18 protein-coding genes are annotated in these 15772 nt (G+C 59.4%); 7 read left to right on the top strand and 11 right to left on the bottom strand.

Annotation, left to right across the window (positions count from 1 at the left end; genetic code table 11):
- Window positions 1-68: 68 nt before the first annotated feature.
- Both QQL78_RS12155 and QQL78_RS12150 read left to right on the top strand, forming a co-directional pair.
- A complete protein-coding gene (locus QQL78_RS12155) occupies window positions 69-848 on the top strand; it encodes an alpha/beta hydrolase (RefSeq protein WP_284373772.1) in 780 nt (259 codons plus the stop codon).
- Window positions 835-1977 (top strand): alpha-D-ribose 1-methylphosphonate 5-triphosphate diphosphatase, encoded by a 1143-nt coding sequence (locus tag QQL78_RS12150; RefSeq protein ID WP_284373770.1) that lies wholly within the window; start codon window positions 835-837, stop codon window positions 1975-1977. The genes QQL78_RS12155 and QQL78_RS12150 overlap by 14 nt, the downstream gene beginning before the upstream one ends.
- On the opposite strand, the gene QQL78_RS12145 is transcribed toward QQL78_RS12150, so the two are convergent.
- From QQL78_RS12145 to QQL78_RS12135, 3 genes are all read right to left on the bottom strand, one after another.
- Window positions 1967-3034 (bottom strand): 5-(carboxyamino)imidazole ribonucleotide synthase, encoded by a 1068-nt coding sequence (locus tag QQL78_RS12145; RefSeq protein WP_284373768.1) that lies wholly within the window; start codon window positions 3032-3034, stop codon window positions 1967-1969. The two genes, QQL78_RS12150 and QQL78_RS12145, sit on opposite strands and share 11 nt — an antisense overlap.
- Window positions 3027-3515: a 5-(carboxyamino)imidazole ribonucleotide mutase gene (gene purE, locus QQL78_RS12140; protein ID WP_284373766.1), complete on the bottom strand. Its 489-nt coding sequence runs from the start codon at window positions 3513-3515 to the stop codon at window positions 3027-3029. The genes QQL78_RS12145 and purE overlap by 8 nt, the downstream gene beginning before the upstream one ends.
- A 98-nt stretch (window positions 3516-3613) precedes the next feature.
- A complete protein-coding gene (locus QQL78_RS12135; protein ID WP_284373764.1) occupies window positions 3614-3838 on the bottom strand; it encodes a YdcH family protein in 225 nt (74 codons plus the stop codon).
- A 159-nt stretch (window positions 3839-3997) separates the two neighbouring features.
- Here QQL78_RS12135 and QQL78_RS12130 point away from each other — a divergent pair, with 159 nt between their 5' ends.
- The 3 genes from QQL78_RS12130 to QQL78_RS12120 all read left to right on the top strand — a co-directional run bounded on the left by QQL78_RS12130 (window position 3998) and on the right by QQL78_RS12120 (window position 5600).
- Window positions 3998-4411 (top strand): Hsp20 family protein, encoded by a 414-nt coding sequence (locus QQL78_RS12130; RefSeq protein ID WP_284373762.1) that lies wholly within the window; start codon window positions 3998-4000, stop codon window positions 4409-4411.
- Between the two features lie 13 nt (window positions 4412-4424).
- Window positions 4425-4649 carry a DUF1150 family protein gene (locus QQL78_RS12125; RefSeq protein WP_284375574.1) on the top strand — a complete coding sequence of 75 codons (225 nt, stop codon included), beginning with the start codon at window positions 4425-4427 and terminating at the stop codon, window positions 4647-4649.
- Between the two features lie 75 nt (window positions 4650-4724).
- Window positions 4725-5600, top strand: coding sequence for a PhzF family phenazine biosynthesis protein (locus QQL78_RS12120; protein WP_284373760.1), 876 nt, complete (start codon window positions 4725-4727; stop codon window positions 5598-5600).
- Between the two features lie 58 nt (window positions 5601-5658).
- Here QQL78_RS12120 and QQL78_RS12115 read toward each other — a convergent pair whose 3' ends face one another.
- The 3 genes from QQL78_RS12115 to trxB all read right to left on the bottom strand — a co-directional run bounded on the left by QQL78_RS12115 (window position 5659) and on the right by trxB (window position 10274).
- Window positions 5659-7374, bottom strand: a complete 1716-nt coding sequence (locus tag QQL78_RS12115; RefSeq protein WP_284373758.1) for a bifunctional sulfate adenylyltransferase/adenylylsulfate kinase — start codon at window positions 7372-7374, stop codon at window positions 5659-5661.
- A 123-nt stretch (window positions 7375-7497) separates the two neighbouring features.
- Window positions 7498-9204 carry an adenylate/guanylate cyclase domain-containing protein gene (locus tag QQL78_RS12110; RefSeq protein WP_284373756.1) on the bottom strand — a complete coding sequence of 569 codons (1707 nt, stop codon included), beginning with the start codon at window positions 9202-9204 and terminating at the stop codon, window positions 7498-7500.
- Between the two features lie 59 nt (window positions 9205-9263).
- On the bottom strand, window positions 9264-10274 hold the full coding sequence (trxB, locus tag QQL78_RS12105; RefSeq protein WP_284373754.1) for a thioredoxin-disulfide reductase: 1011 nt from the start codon (window positions 10272-10274) through the stop codon (window positions 9264-9266).
- A gap of 216 nt (window positions 10275-10490) precedes the next feature.
- On the opposite strand from trxB, the gene QQL78_RS12100 reads away from it, so the two are divergent.
- Window positions 10491-10991: an Lrp/AsnC family transcriptional regulator gene (locus QQL78_RS12100; protein WP_284373752.1), complete on the top strand. Its 501-nt coding sequence runs from the start codon at window positions 10491-10493 to the stop codon at window positions 10989-10991.
- A 36-nt stretch (window positions 10992-11027) separates the two neighbouring features.
- Here the strand turns inward: QQL78_RS12100 and QQL78_RS12095 are convergent, their stop codons facing one another.
- The 5 genes from QQL78_RS12095 to lgt form a co-directional block, all read right to left on the bottom strand.
- Complete coding sequence (locus QQL78_RS12095) at window positions 11028-11807, bottom strand: Hint domain-containing protein (protein ID WP_284373750.1); 780 nt, start codon at window positions 11805-11807, stop codon at window positions 11028-11030.
- 370 nt (window positions 11808-12177) lie between these two features.
- Complete coding sequence (locus QQL78_RS12090) at window positions 12178-12321, bottom strand: hypothetical protein (RefSeq protein WP_284373748.1); 144 nt, start codon at window positions 12319-12321, stop codon at window positions 12178-12180.
- A 289-nt stretch (window positions 12322-12610) separates the two neighbouring features.
- Window positions 12611-13366 (bottom strand): peptidoglycan editing factor PgeF, encoded by a 756-nt coding sequence (gene pgeF / locus QQL78_RS12085; protein ID WP_284373746.1) that lies wholly within the window; start codon window positions 13364-13366, stop codon window positions 12611-12613.
- Window positions 13363-14424 (bottom strand): class I SAM-dependent methyltransferase, encoded by a 1062-nt coding sequence (locus QQL78_RS12080; protein ID WP_284373744.1) that lies wholly within the window; start codon window positions 14422-14424, stop codon window positions 13363-13365. Before QQL78_RS12080 ends, pgeF begins: the two co-directional genes overlap by 4 nt.
- Window positions 14421-15305 (bottom strand): prolipoprotein diacylglyceryl transferase, encoded by an 885-nt coding sequence (gene lgt, locus QQL78_RS12075; protein WP_284373742.1) that lies wholly within the window; start codon window positions 15303-15305, stop codon window positions 14421-14423. Before lgt ends, QQL78_RS12080 begins: the two co-directional genes overlap by 4 nt.
- Window positions 15306-15398: 93 nt before the next feature.
- Between lgt and QQL78_RS12070 the strand changes: the two genes are divergently transcribed.
- Window positions 15399-15644, top strand: coding sequence for an accessory factor UbiK family protein (locus tag QQL78_RS12070; protein WP_276152105.1), 246 nt, complete (start codon window positions 15399-15401; stop codon window positions 15642-15644).
- The last annotated feature ends 128 nt before the right edge of the window (window positions 15645-15772 follow it).

The raw sequence follows: 15772 nt of genomic DNA, 5'->3' as shown, positions 1-15772 counted from the left end.
CCGCCTATGTATAAGTGGCATTTCACAACTGCTGGTTTCGGTCTATTTGATTGCCTATGACCCGTCAGATGTTTCTTTTGCTCGCCCTTATCGGGCTGACCGCTTGCCAACAAAGCCCGGCGCAAGCGCGTTGCGTTGTGCTGTTGCATGGGCTGGCCCGGACAGAGACCTCCTTTGCATTGATGGAAGCCGCGCTTGAAGCTGACGGGTTTCGGATTGTGCGCCCAGGATACCCGTCCACTGAAGCGCCGATTGAGGAGCTGACCCGCGAGACCGTGCCCGCTGCTGTGGCGGCCTGCGGCACGGGTGAGGTTGATTTTGTGACCCATTCGATGGGCGGCATTCTGGTGCGCCAATGGGTGAGCGAAGCAGGCGCGGGGCGTGTGGGCCGTGTGGTGATGTTGGGACCGCCAAATCACGGCAGTGAGGTGGTGGATCAACTGGATGACATCGCGGCCTTTGACTGGATCAACGGTCCAGCGGGGCAACAGATGGGCACCGGGCCGGACAGTTTGCCACGGGGGCTGCCGGCGGCGAATTTTCAACTTGGCATTATTGCGGGATCGCAGTCCCTGAACCCCTATTTTTCAACGCTGTTGCCAGGGCCGGATGATGGCAAGGTTTCTGTTGCATCGACCAAATTGGCGGGGATGCAGGATCATATCGTTTTGCCGGTGACCCATACCTTCATGATGAACAGCCCGCAGGTGATCGCACAGACGATGGCCTTTTTGCATACAGGCAAATTCGACCGGAGCATGACGTGGTTTGATGGGGTACTTGAATCGATCGGCTGCCCTGAGGGGGGATGCATTCTGGGGGAAGAGGACGCGGATGCCAAACCTTGATCTGACCGGCGCGCGGGTGTTGCGGGCTGACGGTCTGTGCACGGCTGCGCTTTCTTTTGCCAATGGCACCATTGTTGAACGGCCCGTGGGGCGGGCGGTGGATCTGACGGGGTTTCTGGTATTGCCCGGTATTGTCGATCTGCACGGGGACGGGTTTGAACGGCATCTGGCGCAACGGCGGGGCGCGATGAAGCAGATGGATGCGGGGCTGATCGCCTGCGAGGCAGAGCTAGCGGCGAACGGGATCACCACGGCAGTGCTGGCGCAGTTTGTCAGCTGGGAAGGTGGGATGCGCGGGCTGGAATTTGCCGAACGTGTCTTTGCGTCCATCCGCGACACGAAACAGGCATTGGTCACCGACCTGCAAGCGCAACTGCGGTTTGAGACCCATCTGCTGGAGCTTTACGAAGATCTGCCGCAACGGCTGGCCGATTGGGACATCCGTTATATGGTGTTCAACGACCATCTGCCACATGAGCGTCTGGAAGCGGGCAAGCTGCCACGCCGGTTGAACGGGCAGGCGTTGAAGGCGCGGCGCAGCCCGGAAAAACATCATGCCTACATGAAAGAGCTGCATGCCCTGGGGCCAGAGGTGCCAGCGGCGCTGGATGCGCTGTGCCCACGTTTGGCGGCAGCGGGTATCCGTATGGGCAGCCATGATGATGCTACGGCTGAAACCCGCGCGATCTGGCGGGCACGGGGGGTAAGGGTGGCGGAGTTCCCCGAGACGCTGGAGGCGGCAGAGGCGGCCCATGGTGCAGGTGATCCGATCCTGATGGGCGCGCCCAATGTGGTGCGCGGCGGCTCGCACAATGGCAATCTTTCGGCGATAGATCTGTTGGCGATGGGGTATTGTGACGCGCTGGCGTCTGATTACCACTACCCGTCACCACGGCGCGCCGCCTTGATGCTGGCAGATGCGGGGGTGATGGATTTACCAAGCGCCTGGGCGTTGATCTCATCCGGTCCGGCAGCGGTGTTGGGCCTGTCTGACAGGGGCAGCCTGGAGTTTGGCAAACGCGCGGATTTTGTGGTGCTGGATGCACAGACACGGCGTGTGGCCGCGACCTTTGTGCAAGGTCGCGTGTCTTATATGAGTGGCGCAGTTGCGGAGCGGTTTATCGGCTGATCCGGTTGACGTGGCCCATTTTGCGGCCCGCCTTGACTTCGGCCTTGCCGTAAAGATGCAGGGCTGTGTCTTTCTCTGCTGCGAGCGCCGGAACGCGGTCCATATCGTCCCCGATCAGGTTTTCCATCACAACATCTGCATGACGTGAACCATCCCCCAAAGGCCAGCCGGCGATGGCACGGATGTGTTGTTCGAATTGATCGACGGTACAACCGTTCTGTGTCCAATGGCCGGAGTTATGCACGCGCGGGGCAATCTCATTGACGATCAACCCTTGCCGCGTGACGAAGAGTTCGACCCCCAGCACGCCGACATACTCCAGCGCATTCAACACTTTGGCGGCCAGCAGGACAGCGTCCATCCGTTGTGAGCTGGTGAGTTTTGCAGGCACGGTGGTGCTGTGCAGGATGCCATCACGATGGACGTTTTCACCGGGATCGTAACAGGCAACATCGCCCGCAGGACTGCGGGCAGCGATGACGGAAACCTCATGGGTGAAGTCGACAAACCCCTCAAGGATGGCTGGGGCACCGTTCATATCGGCAAATGCCTGATCGGCATCTTCGGGACTGCGCAGCCGTGCCTGCCCCTTGCCGTCATAGCCAAAACGACGGGTTTTCAGAATGCTAGGGGCACCGATGGTGGCAACGGCTGTGGTCATTGCAGCGGCATCCGCGACATCGGCAAATGGCGCAACTGTCAGGCCCAACCCTTGCAGGAATTCCTTTTCGGTCAGCCGGTCCTGAGAGATCCGCAAAGCCTCGCGACCCGGACGGATCGGCACCTGCGCCTCAATCAGATCAAGGGCGGCGGTCGGGACGTTTTCAAATTCAAACGTCACCACATCACAGGCGGCGGCAAAGCTGCGCAGGGCGTCGGCGTCTTCGTAAGAGGCAGTGGTGACAGCATCGGCCACATGACCAGCGGGCGGGTTTGCGCCGGGTTCAAAGATATGGGTTTTGAACCCCAGACGGGCGGCGGCAACAGAGAGCATACGGCCCAGTTGCCCGCCCCCCAGAATGCCGATGGTGCTGCCAAGCGGTAGAGGATCAGTCATCGGTTGGCTCCTCTGGAATGGAAGCGCTGAGCGCGTCACGCCATGCGTCTAGCCGCGCGGCAAGCTCGGCGTCTTGCAAGGCCAGAATGCCCGCCGCCATCAGACCGGCATTGGCCGCACCGGGTGCGCCGATGGCCATGGTCGCCACGGGAAACCCTTTGGGCATCTGTAGAATGGAATAGAGGCTGTCGACGCCTGACAGGGCCTTGGTCAGTACCGGCACGCCGATCACCGGCACACGGGTTTTAGAGGCCATCATACCGGGTAGATGCGCCGCCCCACCGGCCCCTGCAATAATCACCTGCAACCCGCGATCCGCGGCGGTTTTGCCATAGTCCCAAAGGCGGTCAGGCGTGCGGTGGGCGGATACAATCCGGGTCTCATAGGAGATACCCAGTTCGTCCAGCAGCACAGCCGCTTCGCGCATGGTGGGCCAGTCGGATTGCGAGCCCATGATGATGCCAACAGGAGGGGTGGTCATATGAATGCGCCTTTGCTCGAAAATCAGGAACGCGCACTATAGCCAGACTGCGCGGGGGGGCAATGCGGTGAATGGGGCCCTTGGGCGATGCAGGGCAATCAGGCGATGATGTCGGGAGTCAGCCGGTCTTCAATCTGGGCAATCAGGTCTTTCAGGCGCAGTTTGCGTTTCTTCAGCCGCTGGACCGTCAGCTGGTCGGCTGTGCCACGTTCGGTCAGGGCGGCAATCGCCTCGTCCAGATCGCGGTGTTCACGGCGGAATACCTCAAGCTCAACGCGCAAAACATCATCAGTCTTCATCGAAAGATCGTTGGGCGCATTCATAACCGGATGATTCCATTGGTGTCTGTGTCGCCAATATAGTCGTTCACCTTGCTTGCGCATAGCCCTTGCACGAAGGCGGCGCTGCCCCCATATTCATATCAACGGTTGCCATAACGGGGCCGGATATGACTGTCGCTTGAGACTATAAGGACGTGTCGCATGACGAAAATGACGCTAGCCTCTTATCCCCACATGCTGGGATTTGAACAGCTGGAGCGTGTGCTGGAACGCACCGCCAAGACCGGTAACGAAGGTTATCCGCCTTTTAATATCGAACAGACCTCTGATTTCAGCTATCGCATCACGCTGGCCGTGGCCGGTTTTGCCGAAAGCGATCTGGCCATCACCGTAGAAGACCGGCAGTTGGTTATTCGCGGACGGCAGGCCGAAGACAGCGACGGGCGAATCTTCCTGCATCGCGGGATCGCCGCGCGGCAATTCCAACGGTCCTTTGTATTGGCCGATGGTGTGGAAGTTGGCGAGGCACAGATGGAAAACGGGTTGCTGCATGTGGACCTGACCCGCGCCAAGCCAGAGACAGTTGTTCAAACGATCAAGATCAAGAAAGGGTAGGACGATGCAAGACATGAACTCCCAAACCAAAGCTGTGCAGTCGATGGACCGCACCGTTTATGTGAAATCCATTCTGGTAACGGATCTGCCCCGCGAGGTGCGTGATCAGGCCGAGGGGCTGGAACAGCTTTATGCGGTGCATGATGCGCAGGGTCAGCAGCTGGCCCTTGTCGGGGACCGCAAGATGGCCTTTATGCTGGCGCGTGAACATGACTATGCGCCGGTGATGGTGCATTAATCTGGCACCTTGTCAGGAATGAGATAGAGTTTGAGGGGCTGCACATCGGTGCGGCCCTTTTGCATTGGGGGCGATATGGTTTTTGATTTTGATTGGGTGGATGCCTTTGCCGACGCGCCGTTTGGCGGCAATGGGTGTGCGGTGGTGCATGGCGGTGCCGTGTTGTCTGATGCGACCTGCATGGCCTATGTGCGGGAAACATCGCTGGTGGAATGTACCTTTACCGGGCCGTCCGAGGTGGCTGATTTCAAGGTGAAATACTATCTTGCCAGCCGCGAGATTCCTTTCGCGGGCCACCCGACCATTGCCACTGTTGCTGCGTTGCTGCACCGCAAGATCATCGGTGAGGGAGCGCTGACACTGGAAACCGGCGCGGGGATTGTGGCCGTTGAGGTGGCGGGTGGTTTGATCACCATGACGCAGGTGGCACCGGAATTCGGCGCGCGTGTGCCCGCCGACGTGGTGGCGCAGGTGGGGGGCGTTGCTGCTGATGCCATCATTGCACCGCCGCAGGTTGTTTCAACCGGGTTGCCGTTTTGCATTACCGTTCTGCGGAATCGTGCCGCGCTGGAAGCGCTGCGCTTTGACGCTGCGGGTTTCGCGCACTATTGCCGCCACCTGGGTCTGTCGTCCGATGATCTGATGGAGCCTTACTGGATCACCCTTGAGGGGGCGACGGCGGCGGGTGATACTTTCGCGCGGCTGTTGCTGGCCCCGCCCAGCCCGCCGGAAGATCCCTTTACCGGGTCGGCCACAGGGGCGGCGGCGTCTTACCTTTGGGCGAATGGGTTGATCGACGGGCCAAGATACACTGCGGAGCAGGGCCACGGGATGGGCCGCCCCGGTCAGGCGCAGGTCGAGGTTCTGGGACCGCGGGATGCCATCACAGGTGTTAAGGTGGCAGGGCGTGGTGTGGTTGTCATGTCTGGTCAGGCCTATCTGCCAGAATAGAAAAACGCGGCCCGTTGGGGCCGCGCTTTCATCTTGGAAAGAGACCGAACTGGCAGGGTTACCCTGAAATCAACCCCATGCTTTCCAGTTTCAACAGCACCTGATGGGCGCAATTGTCCACATCGACGTTTTCCGTCTCAACCGAAAGCTCAGGGTTCTGGGGAACGTCGTAGGGGTCTGAAATACCTGTGAACTCCTTGATCTTGCCTTCGCGGGCCAGCTTGTACAGGCCCTTGCGGTCGCGGCGTTCGCATTCTTCAATGCTGGTCGCAACATGGACCTCGACAAAGGCACCGAACCCTTCGACGTCTTCCCGCACCGCGCGGCGCGTGGTGGCGTAAGGTGCGATCGGCGCGCAGATGGCGATGCCGCCGTTTTTGGTGATCTCTGACGCGACATAGCCGATGCGGCGGATGTTCAGATCGCGGTGTTCCTTGGAAAAGCCCAGCTCGGAGCTGAGGTTCTTGCGCACAATGTCACCATCCAGCAGTGTCACCGGACGGCCGCCCATTTCCATCAGTTTGACCATCAAGGCATTGGCGATGGTGGATTTTCCTGAACCGGAGAAACCGGTGAAGAACACGGTAAAACCCTGTTTGTTGCGCGGTGGCCGGGTGCGGCGCAGTTCCTGTACCACCTCGGGGAAAGAGAACCATTCAGGGATTTCCAGACCTTCCTGCAAACGGCGGCGTAATTCTGTGCCGGAGATGTTCAGGATGGTGACGTTTTCCTTATCTGCAATCTCGTCTGCGGGTTCGTATTGGGCGCGTTCCTGCACATAGACCATATGTTTGAAATCGACCATTTCGATGCCCATTTCTTCCTGATGCTCGCGGAACAGGTCCTGCGCGTCATAGGGGCCATAGAAATCCTCACCGGCAGAATTTTTGCCGGGGCCAGCATGGTCGCGGCCCACGATGAAATGGGTGCAGCCGTGGTTTTTGCGGATCAGCCCATGCCAGACGGCCTCACGCGGGCCAGCCATGCGCATGGCGAGGTTCAGCAGGGACATGGAGGTGGTGGCCTGCGGATATTGATCCAGCACCGCCTCGTAACAGCGCACGCGGGTAAAGTGATCGACGTCGCCGGGTTTTGTCATGCCAACAACCGGGTGGATCAGCAGGTTGGCCTGCGCCTCGCGGGCGGCCCGGAAGGTCAGTTCCTGATGCGCACGGTGCAGGGGATTGCGTGTCTGGAAGGCGACAACCTTGCGCCAGCCAAGTTTGCGGAAATAGGCGCGCAATTCATTTGGCGTGTCGCGCCGGGCGCGGAAATCATAATGCACCGGCTGTTGGATGCCGGTCACGGGTCCACCCAGATAGATCTTGCCCGCCTGATTGTGCAGATAGTTTACTGCCGGATGGGCGCTGTCGTCGGCGCCAAAGACCTTCTCTGCCTCATGTGCCTTATTCGGGGTCCAGCTGTCGCTGACGGTCATGGTGGCGAGAATCACACCTTCCTGATCGCGCAGGGCGATGTCTTGCCCGATTTCCAGCGAGGCGGCGAAATCTTCGGAGACGTCCAGCGTGATCGGCATCGGCCAAAGCGTGCCATCAGCCAGCCGCATATTGTCGACAACGCTGTTGTAATCCTCTTCGGAGAGGAAGCCCTTAAGCGGGTTGAACCCGCCGTTCATCAGCAATTCCAGATCGCAGATTTGGCGGGGCGTCAGATCGTGGCTGACAAGATCGGCCGCCTCTGTCTTCATTTTCTGTGCGGATTCGTAGGATACATAGAGCTCCGGGATCGGAGCGAGATTTGCCAGCATGCTCATAATTTTCTCGTTTCTTGCCTCAGGCCGGACCGGCCAGTTGTCTGCCCTATGCCGCTTGAATACGGCAAAAGTCTAGCTGTGAGGTGGCAAAATCTACAAAAATAGGAGAAAGTCGTGGGTTTTTCAGGTTTTTGGAACCTCCGTCTCTTCAAACCCGCGAAACCGTGCCAATTGTACGCTGAGGTTACTGGCCTCTGATATGGGCCATGCCAGCAGGGGCCTGCTGAGGCCGCGCAATTCGAGGGCGGTCATCTGTTCACGGGGCACAGGATGTCCGGCGGCATCCAGCAGCGGGGCAGAGATGAAGACCTGAACCTTATATTCCTTGGTTGCCCCTTCGATCCGTGAGGCGGTGTTGACGGTATCGCCGATCAGGGTGCGCGGGGCCTGACCTGCGGCCCCGATTTCGCCCAGGACCACATCCCCCAGATGGGCACCGATGCCAATGGCGACCGGGCTTTGGCCTTCGCTTGCCAGTGTTTCGTTAAAGGCGGCCAATGCCTGCGCGATGCCTTCAATGGCGCGCAAGGCCGCATGGGCAGAGTTGTCGGAGGCGGGCAGTTCAAACACAGCAAGAAAGCCATCCCCGAGGTATTTGTCGACGGTGCCGCCCTGTGCAGTGATCGCCGGGACAATTGCGTCGAAAAACCGGTTCAACAGAAACACCACATCATAAGGCAGCTGTCCGGTGGTACGGGCGGTAAAGCCACGCATGTCCAGAAACAGCAGCGCCAGTTCCCTTTCTTCGCCCTGACTGGCATGGCCGCGATGTTTGCTGCGCCCGTCGGGTTGGAAGACGCGTACAACGGTCATCGGGTCCATTGGTTTGATCTGGCAGGCCAGTCGCGTATTGGGTTCGGCACCAACGGCGGCAAGGCTGCGTGCCTCTGCTTCACTGGGGGGGTGAAGCAGGTCCAGCCCTTCTTCGATCACGACGCGGCAAGTGGTGCAGCGCCCGCGTCCGCCACAAAGCGAGGCATGCGGGACGCCGCGCAGGCGGGACATTTCCAGCAGGGTCAGCCCGCGCGGCGCGTTTATCTGCGGCCCGTTGCCATAGTGGATGGTGACGGATTGCCGACGGGCGCGGATGTATTTCACCAGATAAGCCAGCGCCACCACCGCCATGATGACCCCAAACAACCAGCGCAGGTTCTCGGTCAGGGTCAACATTTCTGCAAATGCTTCGCGGTCGGGAAAATTGAACCGCTCGATCATCACATCGCGTTCAGTTGGATCCGTAAACTGCGCCCTGACACGCCGCCCTTCGACCAGAAAACCGGCCAGTGCAAAGGCGGGAACAAGGGCGGCCAGCCCTGCAAGCAGAGGCAGGTTGCGCCGCCACCATGCTTTGCCACGCAGCCAGAAATGCAGCCCGGTGCAGCCATGTGTCCAGACCAGCAGCAGCAGCAGGGATTGTTTCCAGCCGTCAGCGGTATTGTAGAGCAGCAGCATGATATAGCCCATTTCGTCATTGACGTTATGGATTTCATGGGCCCCACGGGTGTGGACCAGATGGGTGACCAGCAGAACCGGAATGAAAATGCCCAGCCCGATTTGCACCGCTTCCCAAACCGGCATGCGCAATGTGCCGCGTTGGGCCAGTTTGATGAGGGCAAAGGTGATGTGGACGGCGAATGCGCCGTAAAGCAGCAATGCGCCAAGGAAGCTGCGGGTGACGATCTGGCGGGCGTCCTGCATCGCGTCCATCCAGACCGGAGACAGCATGCCAAGACCGATGTTCAGGAAATGCAGCAGCGCATAGGTGAACAGGACCAGCCCGCTTGCAATGCGCAGACGCGTGGCCAGAGTGCCGCGCCAAAGATCGTTCATAGAATGCCCCCCGCTACCGCCCGACTGTGGGCGGCGACGGGGGAGGCGTCAAGCCGCGGCTATTGCGCGACTTCTGCGCCGTGGCCCAAAGGCAGTGAGGTGTCTTTGTCGGTGGCACTGTCGGCATCATCGCCAACTTCGGCCAGGAAACGTTCGGCCTCCAGCGCGGCCATACAGCCCATACCGGCGGATGTGACCGCCTGACGGTATTTATGATCGGTCAGATCGCCAGCGGCGAACACACCGGGAATTGAGGTTTCGGTGCTGTCCGGTTTGGTCACCACATAGCCGCCCATATGGGTTTCCAGCGTATCCTTGACCAATTCGTTTGCAGGCGCATGACCGATGGCAACAAAGACACCCTTGCAGGGGATGTCGGTGATTTCGCCGGTTTTGGTGTGCTTGACTTTGACCCCTTCGACGCCCAGCGGGTTCTCACTGCCGTAGACTTCGGCCAATTCGTGGAACCACAGGGGTTCGATCTTGGGGTTCTTTTCCAGACGGTCGATCAGGATCTTTTCGGCCCGCAATTCGTCGCGGCGGTGGATCAGCGTGACCTTGGAGGCGAAGTTGGTCAGGAACAGCGCCTCTTCAACGGCAGTGTTGCCACCGCCAATTACAACAATCTCCTGACCACGATAGAAGAAACCGTCGCAGGTGGCACAGGCGGAAACACCGAAGCCCTTGAACTTTTCTTCGCTCTCAAGGCCAAGCCATTTGGCCCGCGCGCCGGTGGCAAGGATCACAGAATCGGCCACATAGGTTGTGCCACTGTCGCCCTTGGCGTGGAACGGCCGGCTGGACAGATCCAGATCAGTGATGATGTCGCCGATGATCTCTGTGCCCATCGCCTTGGCGTGGGCCTCCATACGGACCATCAGGTCGGGGCCTTGCACTTCGCTGTCGCCGGGCCAGTTCTCGACCTCTGTTGTGGTGGTCAACTGGCCACCCGGTTCCATGCCCTGAACCAGAATAGGTTCCACCATGGCGCGGCTGGCGTAGACGCCAGCAGTGTATCCCGCAGGGCCGGAGCCGATGATCAGAACCTTGGTTTTGCGTGTCTCGGCCATCTGGCACCCCCGACAAATATGTTTGCAGCCCGCTTGATATAGACGTGCGGGGCGGCATCTTAAACCCCCCAGAATGCGTGCTGCACAGTCGGGAGTGTTTGCGCCAACACTGTTACAGAACAGGGAAAGTGGATAGATTATTGCGTATGAACGTAATAATATTGCGGCTGCCCGCACCGCTGTTATAAGAATCGCAAATTCATAAAGGGAAATCCCATGGCAGGTTTACGGCTTGATCCGATTGACCGGAAAATTCTGGCCGAGTTGCAGGCAGACGGTCGCATGACCAATGTGGAGTTGGCCAAACGGGTCGGCATTTCTGCGCCACCTTGCTTGCGCCGTGTGCGCACGTTGGAAGAGCAGGGATATATCCGCGGCTATCATGCGGATGTGGATGCGCGCGAACTGGGCTTTGAGGTGCAGGTTTTTGCCATGGTCGGGTTGCACTCGCAAGCTGAGGCGGATCTGAGCGCCTTTGAAGAAAAATGCCGGGACTGGCCGCTGGTGCGCGAGTGTCACATGTTAAACGGCGAGGTGGATTTTGTGCTGAAATGCGTGGCACCGGACCTGTCGTCATTCCAGAGCTTTCTGACCGGTGATCTATTGACCACGCCGAATGTTGAAAGCGTCAAGACGTCATTGGTGATCCGCTGCGCGAAAGACGATCCGGGCGTGCCTTTTGACGTTTTGGAAAAACGGTTGGAAGTGGCCCCCTGAACGAGGGGCCCAGCGGACCCAAATCAGCCAGGGCGCTTAAAGTGAGTCGATGTCTCCCTCAGGGGCGCGAGGATGGGCCAGTGGGCCAAAGTCGGTGATGTGGCTAATCTGCGGGAACATGCCCAGAAACCTGTCTCGCAAAGACTGTGAAACACTCTGGGTTGCTTTGGCACCGGGGTGAAACGTCTCCATCTCGATGCCGCCAACACGGATCGCGGCATGGCGTTCGAGGCAGATGTGGAACAGGCGCACAGGGGTTGGCGGGACCACCTCGATCACGTTCACACCGTCGAGAAATTCGCGTACCGGCGTCAGCAGCCGCTTTTCGCCCGCTTCGGCGCGCAGGCGATGCGGGGTATGCAGGATGCGCGCACCCGGACCAACGGTCAGGAATGAATTGGGCCGGCCCTGTCCAAAGGTATCGGCCATGATGCGCAGCAGGGGCATCCGGCGGCCCGCATCCGCAGGGACAAAGCTGCTGGAGCCGATCCAGATCAATTTGGCGGCTTCACCAGTTGACGTATTGATCATATCGCCCGGCTGCAGATCCTCCACGGCGACATCACCCTGTGGGGTGGCGATCAGCGTGCCCCGTGCAAAGGCGGAAAATGCATTTTCGAACAATGGGATGGCGGGTGCCTTGTCCTGTCCGATGTAAAGGGAACCGTCGCCGCGCAGGGCTGCGACCTCAAAACTGCGTGTCGGCATTTTGGTTGCGGGCAGCATTCCCCGCGCAGAAGATGCGGCGGGCGCAAAGCCTCGTGGAGCGGCAGCAGTCGAGGTCGGGCGCGTACCCAGAGCAGCATTCAGTGTCATGCGATCACCTTTTATCAGGTTGTCACATCCGTGTTGGCCCCCACCAACATGCACGGAAATAACCAATGTCATTTCGTTCTTTGATGAGACCTAAAACACCTGATCGGCGTGTCTTTGTCAAAGTCTGGACAACATTAAAGCCGCTTTTCGCTCCAATTTGGGAGTATTCTGCCTTTCTGTTTCCTTAATTCGGCATGCGGCCGCCACATTCCACGGACAACAAAGCCCCGCCAACGAATCAACGTGGGCGGGGCTGTATCTGTAGGTTTCGAAAGTAACCCAAGTCACTGATTAACCCGATTGCACCTTGGAGGAGGCTGTTTGGGAAAGCGTGGTATTGGAAAACCCGTAGTAAAAGGGGACGTCTGCCTCAGGCGCTGCGGCGCTCTTGTTTGGCTTCGTTGCGCTTGGCGATAAAGGCGGCGCGTCTTTTGCCACGGGCCCATGGCATAACTGTGTCTTCTTTGGCTGCTGCTGCGACGATGCCTTTGATGAAGCGTGTGTTGGTTTTCATGGGCTCATTCCTCGGTTTTCAGTGTGCGGGCTTGTTTGCCCTTTGCTTGAGGATGAATATGACGGGGCAATCGGGCCGGTTTTTGGCGATGGCGCAGTTTTTCAAAAAAACATTGCCAGAGATTGTGGCGATTTGTGACGAAGCTGCCTCAATTCGTCAAAGTCCTTGTTTTTATGAAGTTGTCGGCGGGCGAAATGGCCAATCACGCCGCAAATCCGTGATTGTTTCCAAATTCGACGTATTCAATCGGGCGGCAGCGGGGCAGAATTTGCCCCATTTGCGCCCTGATCTAAAGGGAAATGGCCGCGATCAACCGCCCATAGTCGGCTTCCTTGGCATGGGTGGTGCGGCGATAGGAATAGAATCGCTGCGCATCCGCATAGGTGCAATGGCGGGTCCATTCGGCCACGCCCACACCAGCAGCACGCAGACGGCTTAAGCCAAAGCCGGGCAGGTCGAATAACATTCTGTCGCCCACGCCTTGGGCAAAAAACCGGTCAAAGCTTCTGTCCTGTGCCAGAAAATCCTCAAAAAACTCAGGACCAACCTCATAGGCGCTTTGGCTGATGCAGGGGCCGATGACAGCGGCGATGTTTTTGCGGTCTGCTCCCAGCCGCTCCATGGCATCGACGGTGGCATCCAGCACCCCATCCAGCGCGCCGCGCCACCCGGCATGGGCAGCACCGATGACACCGGCCTTTGTGTCCGCAAACAGCACCGGTTGACAATCTGCGGAGAGGACAGAGAGGGCAACACCCGGCGTCTTGCTCACCATCGCATCGGCTTTGGGTTTGTCGGGCAGGGGGCCGCTCGCCTCGACCACATTGGCGGAATGGATTTGATGCACCCCGACCAGATGGTCGACCGGCACGCCCATGGCGTCGGCAACGCGGGCACGGTTGATATGGACAATGTCGGTCTGGTCGCTGCTGCCATAGCCGCAGTTCAGCCCCTCGAAGACGCCGGAGGAGGCCCCGCCGCGTCGCGTGAAAAAGCCGTGGCGGATGCTGCCAAGGTGATCGGAGGTCAGAATTTCGAGTGTCATGGGTCCACTCCCGGCGGGGGGGCACCTCCTTGCGGGTAGAGTGCCATTACCTTGAACAGATTTCCCATTTCTGTGGGGTGCGTCAACCGGTGATGCGCGGCGATATGGGTTTCCAGCGCTTTGCCGGTCAATTTGGTGGCAAGCTTCTGCGCACGCTGGGTGATGCCAAGGCGTTCCAGAAACACGCCTTGCGGGGTGAGGGTGCTATGGGCGCAGGCGGCACCGGCCTGTGCTAGGGTGGCAAAATCCACATGGGCGGTCAGATCCGCATCCCCCGGTGTGTCCAGCGGGGAGGTTTTTTGATGTTTGCGCAGGGCTTGCAGGGTATCGCCGGTCTGCTGCCAATCGCCATAGTCGATGATCAGCGCGGCACCGCCATGAACCGCGATCCGGGCGGCGATGTCATCTATCACCGTCGCGCTGGCGGCGCAGCTTTCCACCATGTCGCCGTCTTTGGTATTGGCCAAACGTGCGGTAAGGGCAGGTTGAGGCTGGGCAGGAGAAAGTCCGAAGGTCAGCACCTTATCTTCCAGACCCACTTGCCGCTCGCGCCAGCCCGTGCCGTCGCGCAGAAACTGGCGGATGGGCAGCGCGTCAAAGAACTCATTTGCAATCAGGTAGAGCGGTTGTTCGGGCAAGGCTTCCGGCGTATCCGCAAAACTTAGCCTGTATCCGCTGAGGGTTTCGGCTTGTATCTGGCGCAGGGTTGGCGAGGCCTCGACCAGCGTGATCTGCGCCGCCTCGATAAACCCCGGCACAGAGCGACAGGCACGCAAGGCATCCGCCATCAAGGTGCCGCGCCCCGGTCCCAGCTCGGCCAGGGTAAAGGGGGCGGGGGCACCCTGACTGAGCCAAGTTTGTGCGATGCACAGGCCGATCAGTTCGCCAAACATCTGGCTGATCTCTGGGGCGGTGGTGAAATCGCCATCTGTCCCAAAAGGATCACGGGTTGTGTAATAGCCCAGCGTCGGATGCAGCAGGCAGGTGGTCATAAATTCGTCGATGCGCATCGGGCCCTGCGCCGCGATCCGTGCCACGATATGGTTGTGCAGGCTCATGCCGCGCGGCGGGCCCGCAGGATGAAGAAAAGGCCGACCAGCACCATCGGAATGCACAGGAGCTGTCCCATGGTCAGACCATAGCCACCGAATTGCAGGGCCAGCCCCAGCGGGTTGCCCTCCGAAACAAACTGCGCATCAGGCTGGCGGACAAATTCAACAGCGAAACGGGCGGTGCCATAACCAGCAAGGAAGACACCCATCACCAGACCGGGGCGTTTGAAGGCACCCCGCCGCCAGACCAGCCAGATCAGGAGCAGCCCGAGAACCAACCCTTCAAGCAATGCCTCATAAAGCTGTGAGGGGTGGCGGGCACAGATGCCGATGACATCGGGGCAATATTGCGCGGCTTGCGTGGGAAAAGCGACGCCCCAGGGCAGATCCGTCGGGCGGCCCCAGAGTTCGGCGTTGATGAAATTCGCCACACGCCCAAGAAACAGGCCGGGGGCAAGGCCAAGTGCCACCAGATCCCCCACTGACAGGGTGTTCAGTTGATAGCGTTTGGTAAAGAAGAAGGCCGCAAGGATAACGCCAATGGCCCCGCCGTGAAACGACATTCCCCCTTCCCAAAGTTGCAGCACCCGCAGCGGATGGGCGAGATAATAGTTGAATTGGTAGAACAGCACGTAACCCAGCCGCCCGCCAAGGATCACCCCGAGGATGACCCAGAACAGCAGATCCTCGATTTTGCCGGGAGTCATGACCGGCTGTTCGTTTTGCCAGAGGCGCGGGGTGCGCGCGGCGGCGACAACCAGCCGCCAGCCCAGCAAGATGCCGACAATATAGGCCAATGCGTACCAGCGCAGAGCGAACTCCATGCCGAACAGGGTGATTGAAAAAATCTCGGGAGAGATATTGGGGAAAGGGAGTATTGCGTTCATGGCGGTGATTGAGACCGTCTGTCACGGGATGTCAACCTTGCCTGAGCGGCCCTGAGACCCCATATAGGGGCCAAGCAACGCCTGGAGGCAAAAATGCAGACCCGTAACAAGTTTTTCGACGACATGTCCCAGATGATGACAAACGCAATGGGCGTGGCACAAGGGGCCAAGGATGAGGCCGAAAATGCCCTGAAGGGAATGATGGACCGCTGGCTGGCAGATCGCGACTTTGTGACCCGCGAGGAGTTCGACGCGGTGCGCGCCATGGCGCAGAAGGCCCGCGAAGAAAATGAAGCGCTGAAGGCGCGGCTGGATGCGCTGGACGCCTCCAAGGGTTAAATTCCGGGGCGCGGCAGCATCAAGTCCGCTGGTGCCGTGCCTGTGCGATCCCTTGCTTTTGAGTTTAAGAGCAAGATGAAGACGGCCACCTGCTCCCCGCATTTGGGGTAGTTCTGGGGTGTGCTGGT

This window comes from Sulfitobacter pacificus (genome assembly GCF_030159975.1).
Lineage (GTDB): Bacteria > Pseudomonadota > Alphaproteobacteria > Rhodobacterales > Rhodobacteraceae > Sulfitobacter > Sulfitobacter pacificus.
The sequence above is the reverse complement of the archived record's forward strand: the minus strand, read 5'-3'. Positions and strand labels throughout refer to the sequence as shown.

Excerpts from the sequence above, each read along its gene's own strand:
- QQL78_RS12155 (WP_284373772.1), top strand. The coding sequence starts at position 69 with ATGTTTCTTTTGCTCGCCCTTATCGGGCTGACCGCTTGCCAACAAAGC.
- QQL78_RS12150 (WP_284373770.1), top strand. The coding sequence starts at position 835 with ATGCCAAACCTTGATCTGACCGGCGCGCGGGTGTTGCGGGCTGACGGT.
- QQL78_RS12145 (WP_284373768.1), bottom strand. The coding sequence starts at position 3,034 with ATGACTGATCCTCTACCGCTTGGCAGCACCATCGGCATTCTGGGGGGC.
- purE (WP_284373766.1), bottom strand. The coding sequence starts at position 3,515 with ATGACCACCCCTCCTGTTGGCATCATCATGGGCTCGCAATCCGACTGG.
- QQL78_RS12135 (WP_284373764.1), bottom strand. The coding sequence starts at position 3,838 with ATGAATGCGCCCAACGATCTTTCGATGAAGACTGATGATGTTTTGCGC.
- QQL78_RS12130 (WP_284373762.1), top strand. The coding sequence starts at position 3,998 with ATGACGAAAATGACGCTAGCCTCTTATCCCCACATGCTGGGATTTGAA.
- QQL78_RS12125 (WP_284375574.1), top strand. The coding sequence starts at position 4,425 with ATGAACTCCCAAACCAAAGCTGTGCAGTCGATGGACCGCACCGTTTAT.
- QQL78_RS12120 (WP_284373760.1), top strand. The coding sequence starts at position 4,725 with ATGGTTTTTGATTTTGATTGGGTGGATGCCTTTGCCGACGCGCCGTTT.
- QQL78_RS12115 (WP_284373758.1), bottom strand. The coding sequence starts at position 7,374 with ATGAGCATGCTGGCAAATCTCGCTCCGATCCCGGAGCTCTATGTATCC.
- QQL78_RS12110 (WP_284373756.1), bottom strand. The coding sequence starts at position 9,204 with ATGAACGATCTTTGGCGCGGCACTCTGGCCACGCGTCTGCGCATTGCA.
- trxB (WP_284373754.1), bottom strand. The coding sequence starts at position 10,274 with ATGGCCGAGACACGCAAAACCAAGGTTCTGATCATCGGCTCCGGCCCT.
- QQL78_RS12100 (WP_284373752.1), top strand. The coding sequence starts at position 10,491 with ATGGCAGGTTTACGGCTTGATCCGATTGACCGGAAAATTCTGGCCGAG.
- QQL78_RS12095 (WP_284373750.1), bottom strand. The coding sequence starts at position 11,807 with ATGACACTGAATGCTGCTCTGGGTACGCGCCCGACCTCGACTGCTGCC.
- QQL78_RS12090 (WP_284373748.1), bottom strand. The coding sequence starts at position 12,321 with ATGAAAACCAACACACGCTTCATCAAAGGCATCGTCGCAGCAGCAGCC.
- pgeF (WP_284373746.1), bottom strand. The coding sequence starts at position 13,366 with ATGACACTCGAAATTCTGACCTCCGATCACCTTGGCAGCATCCGCCAC.
- QQL78_RS12080 (WP_284373744.1), bottom strand. The coding sequence starts at position 14,424 with ATGAGCCTGCACAACCATATCGTGGCACGGATCGCGGCGCAGGGCCCG.
- lgt (WP_284373742.1), bottom strand. The coding sequence starts at position 15,305 with ATGAACGCAATACTCCCTTTCCCCAATATCTCTCCCGAGATTTTTTCA.
- QQL78_RS12070 (WP_276152105.1), top strand. The coding sequence starts at position 15,399 with ATGCAGACCCGTAACAAGTTTTTCGACGACATGTCCCAGATGATGACA.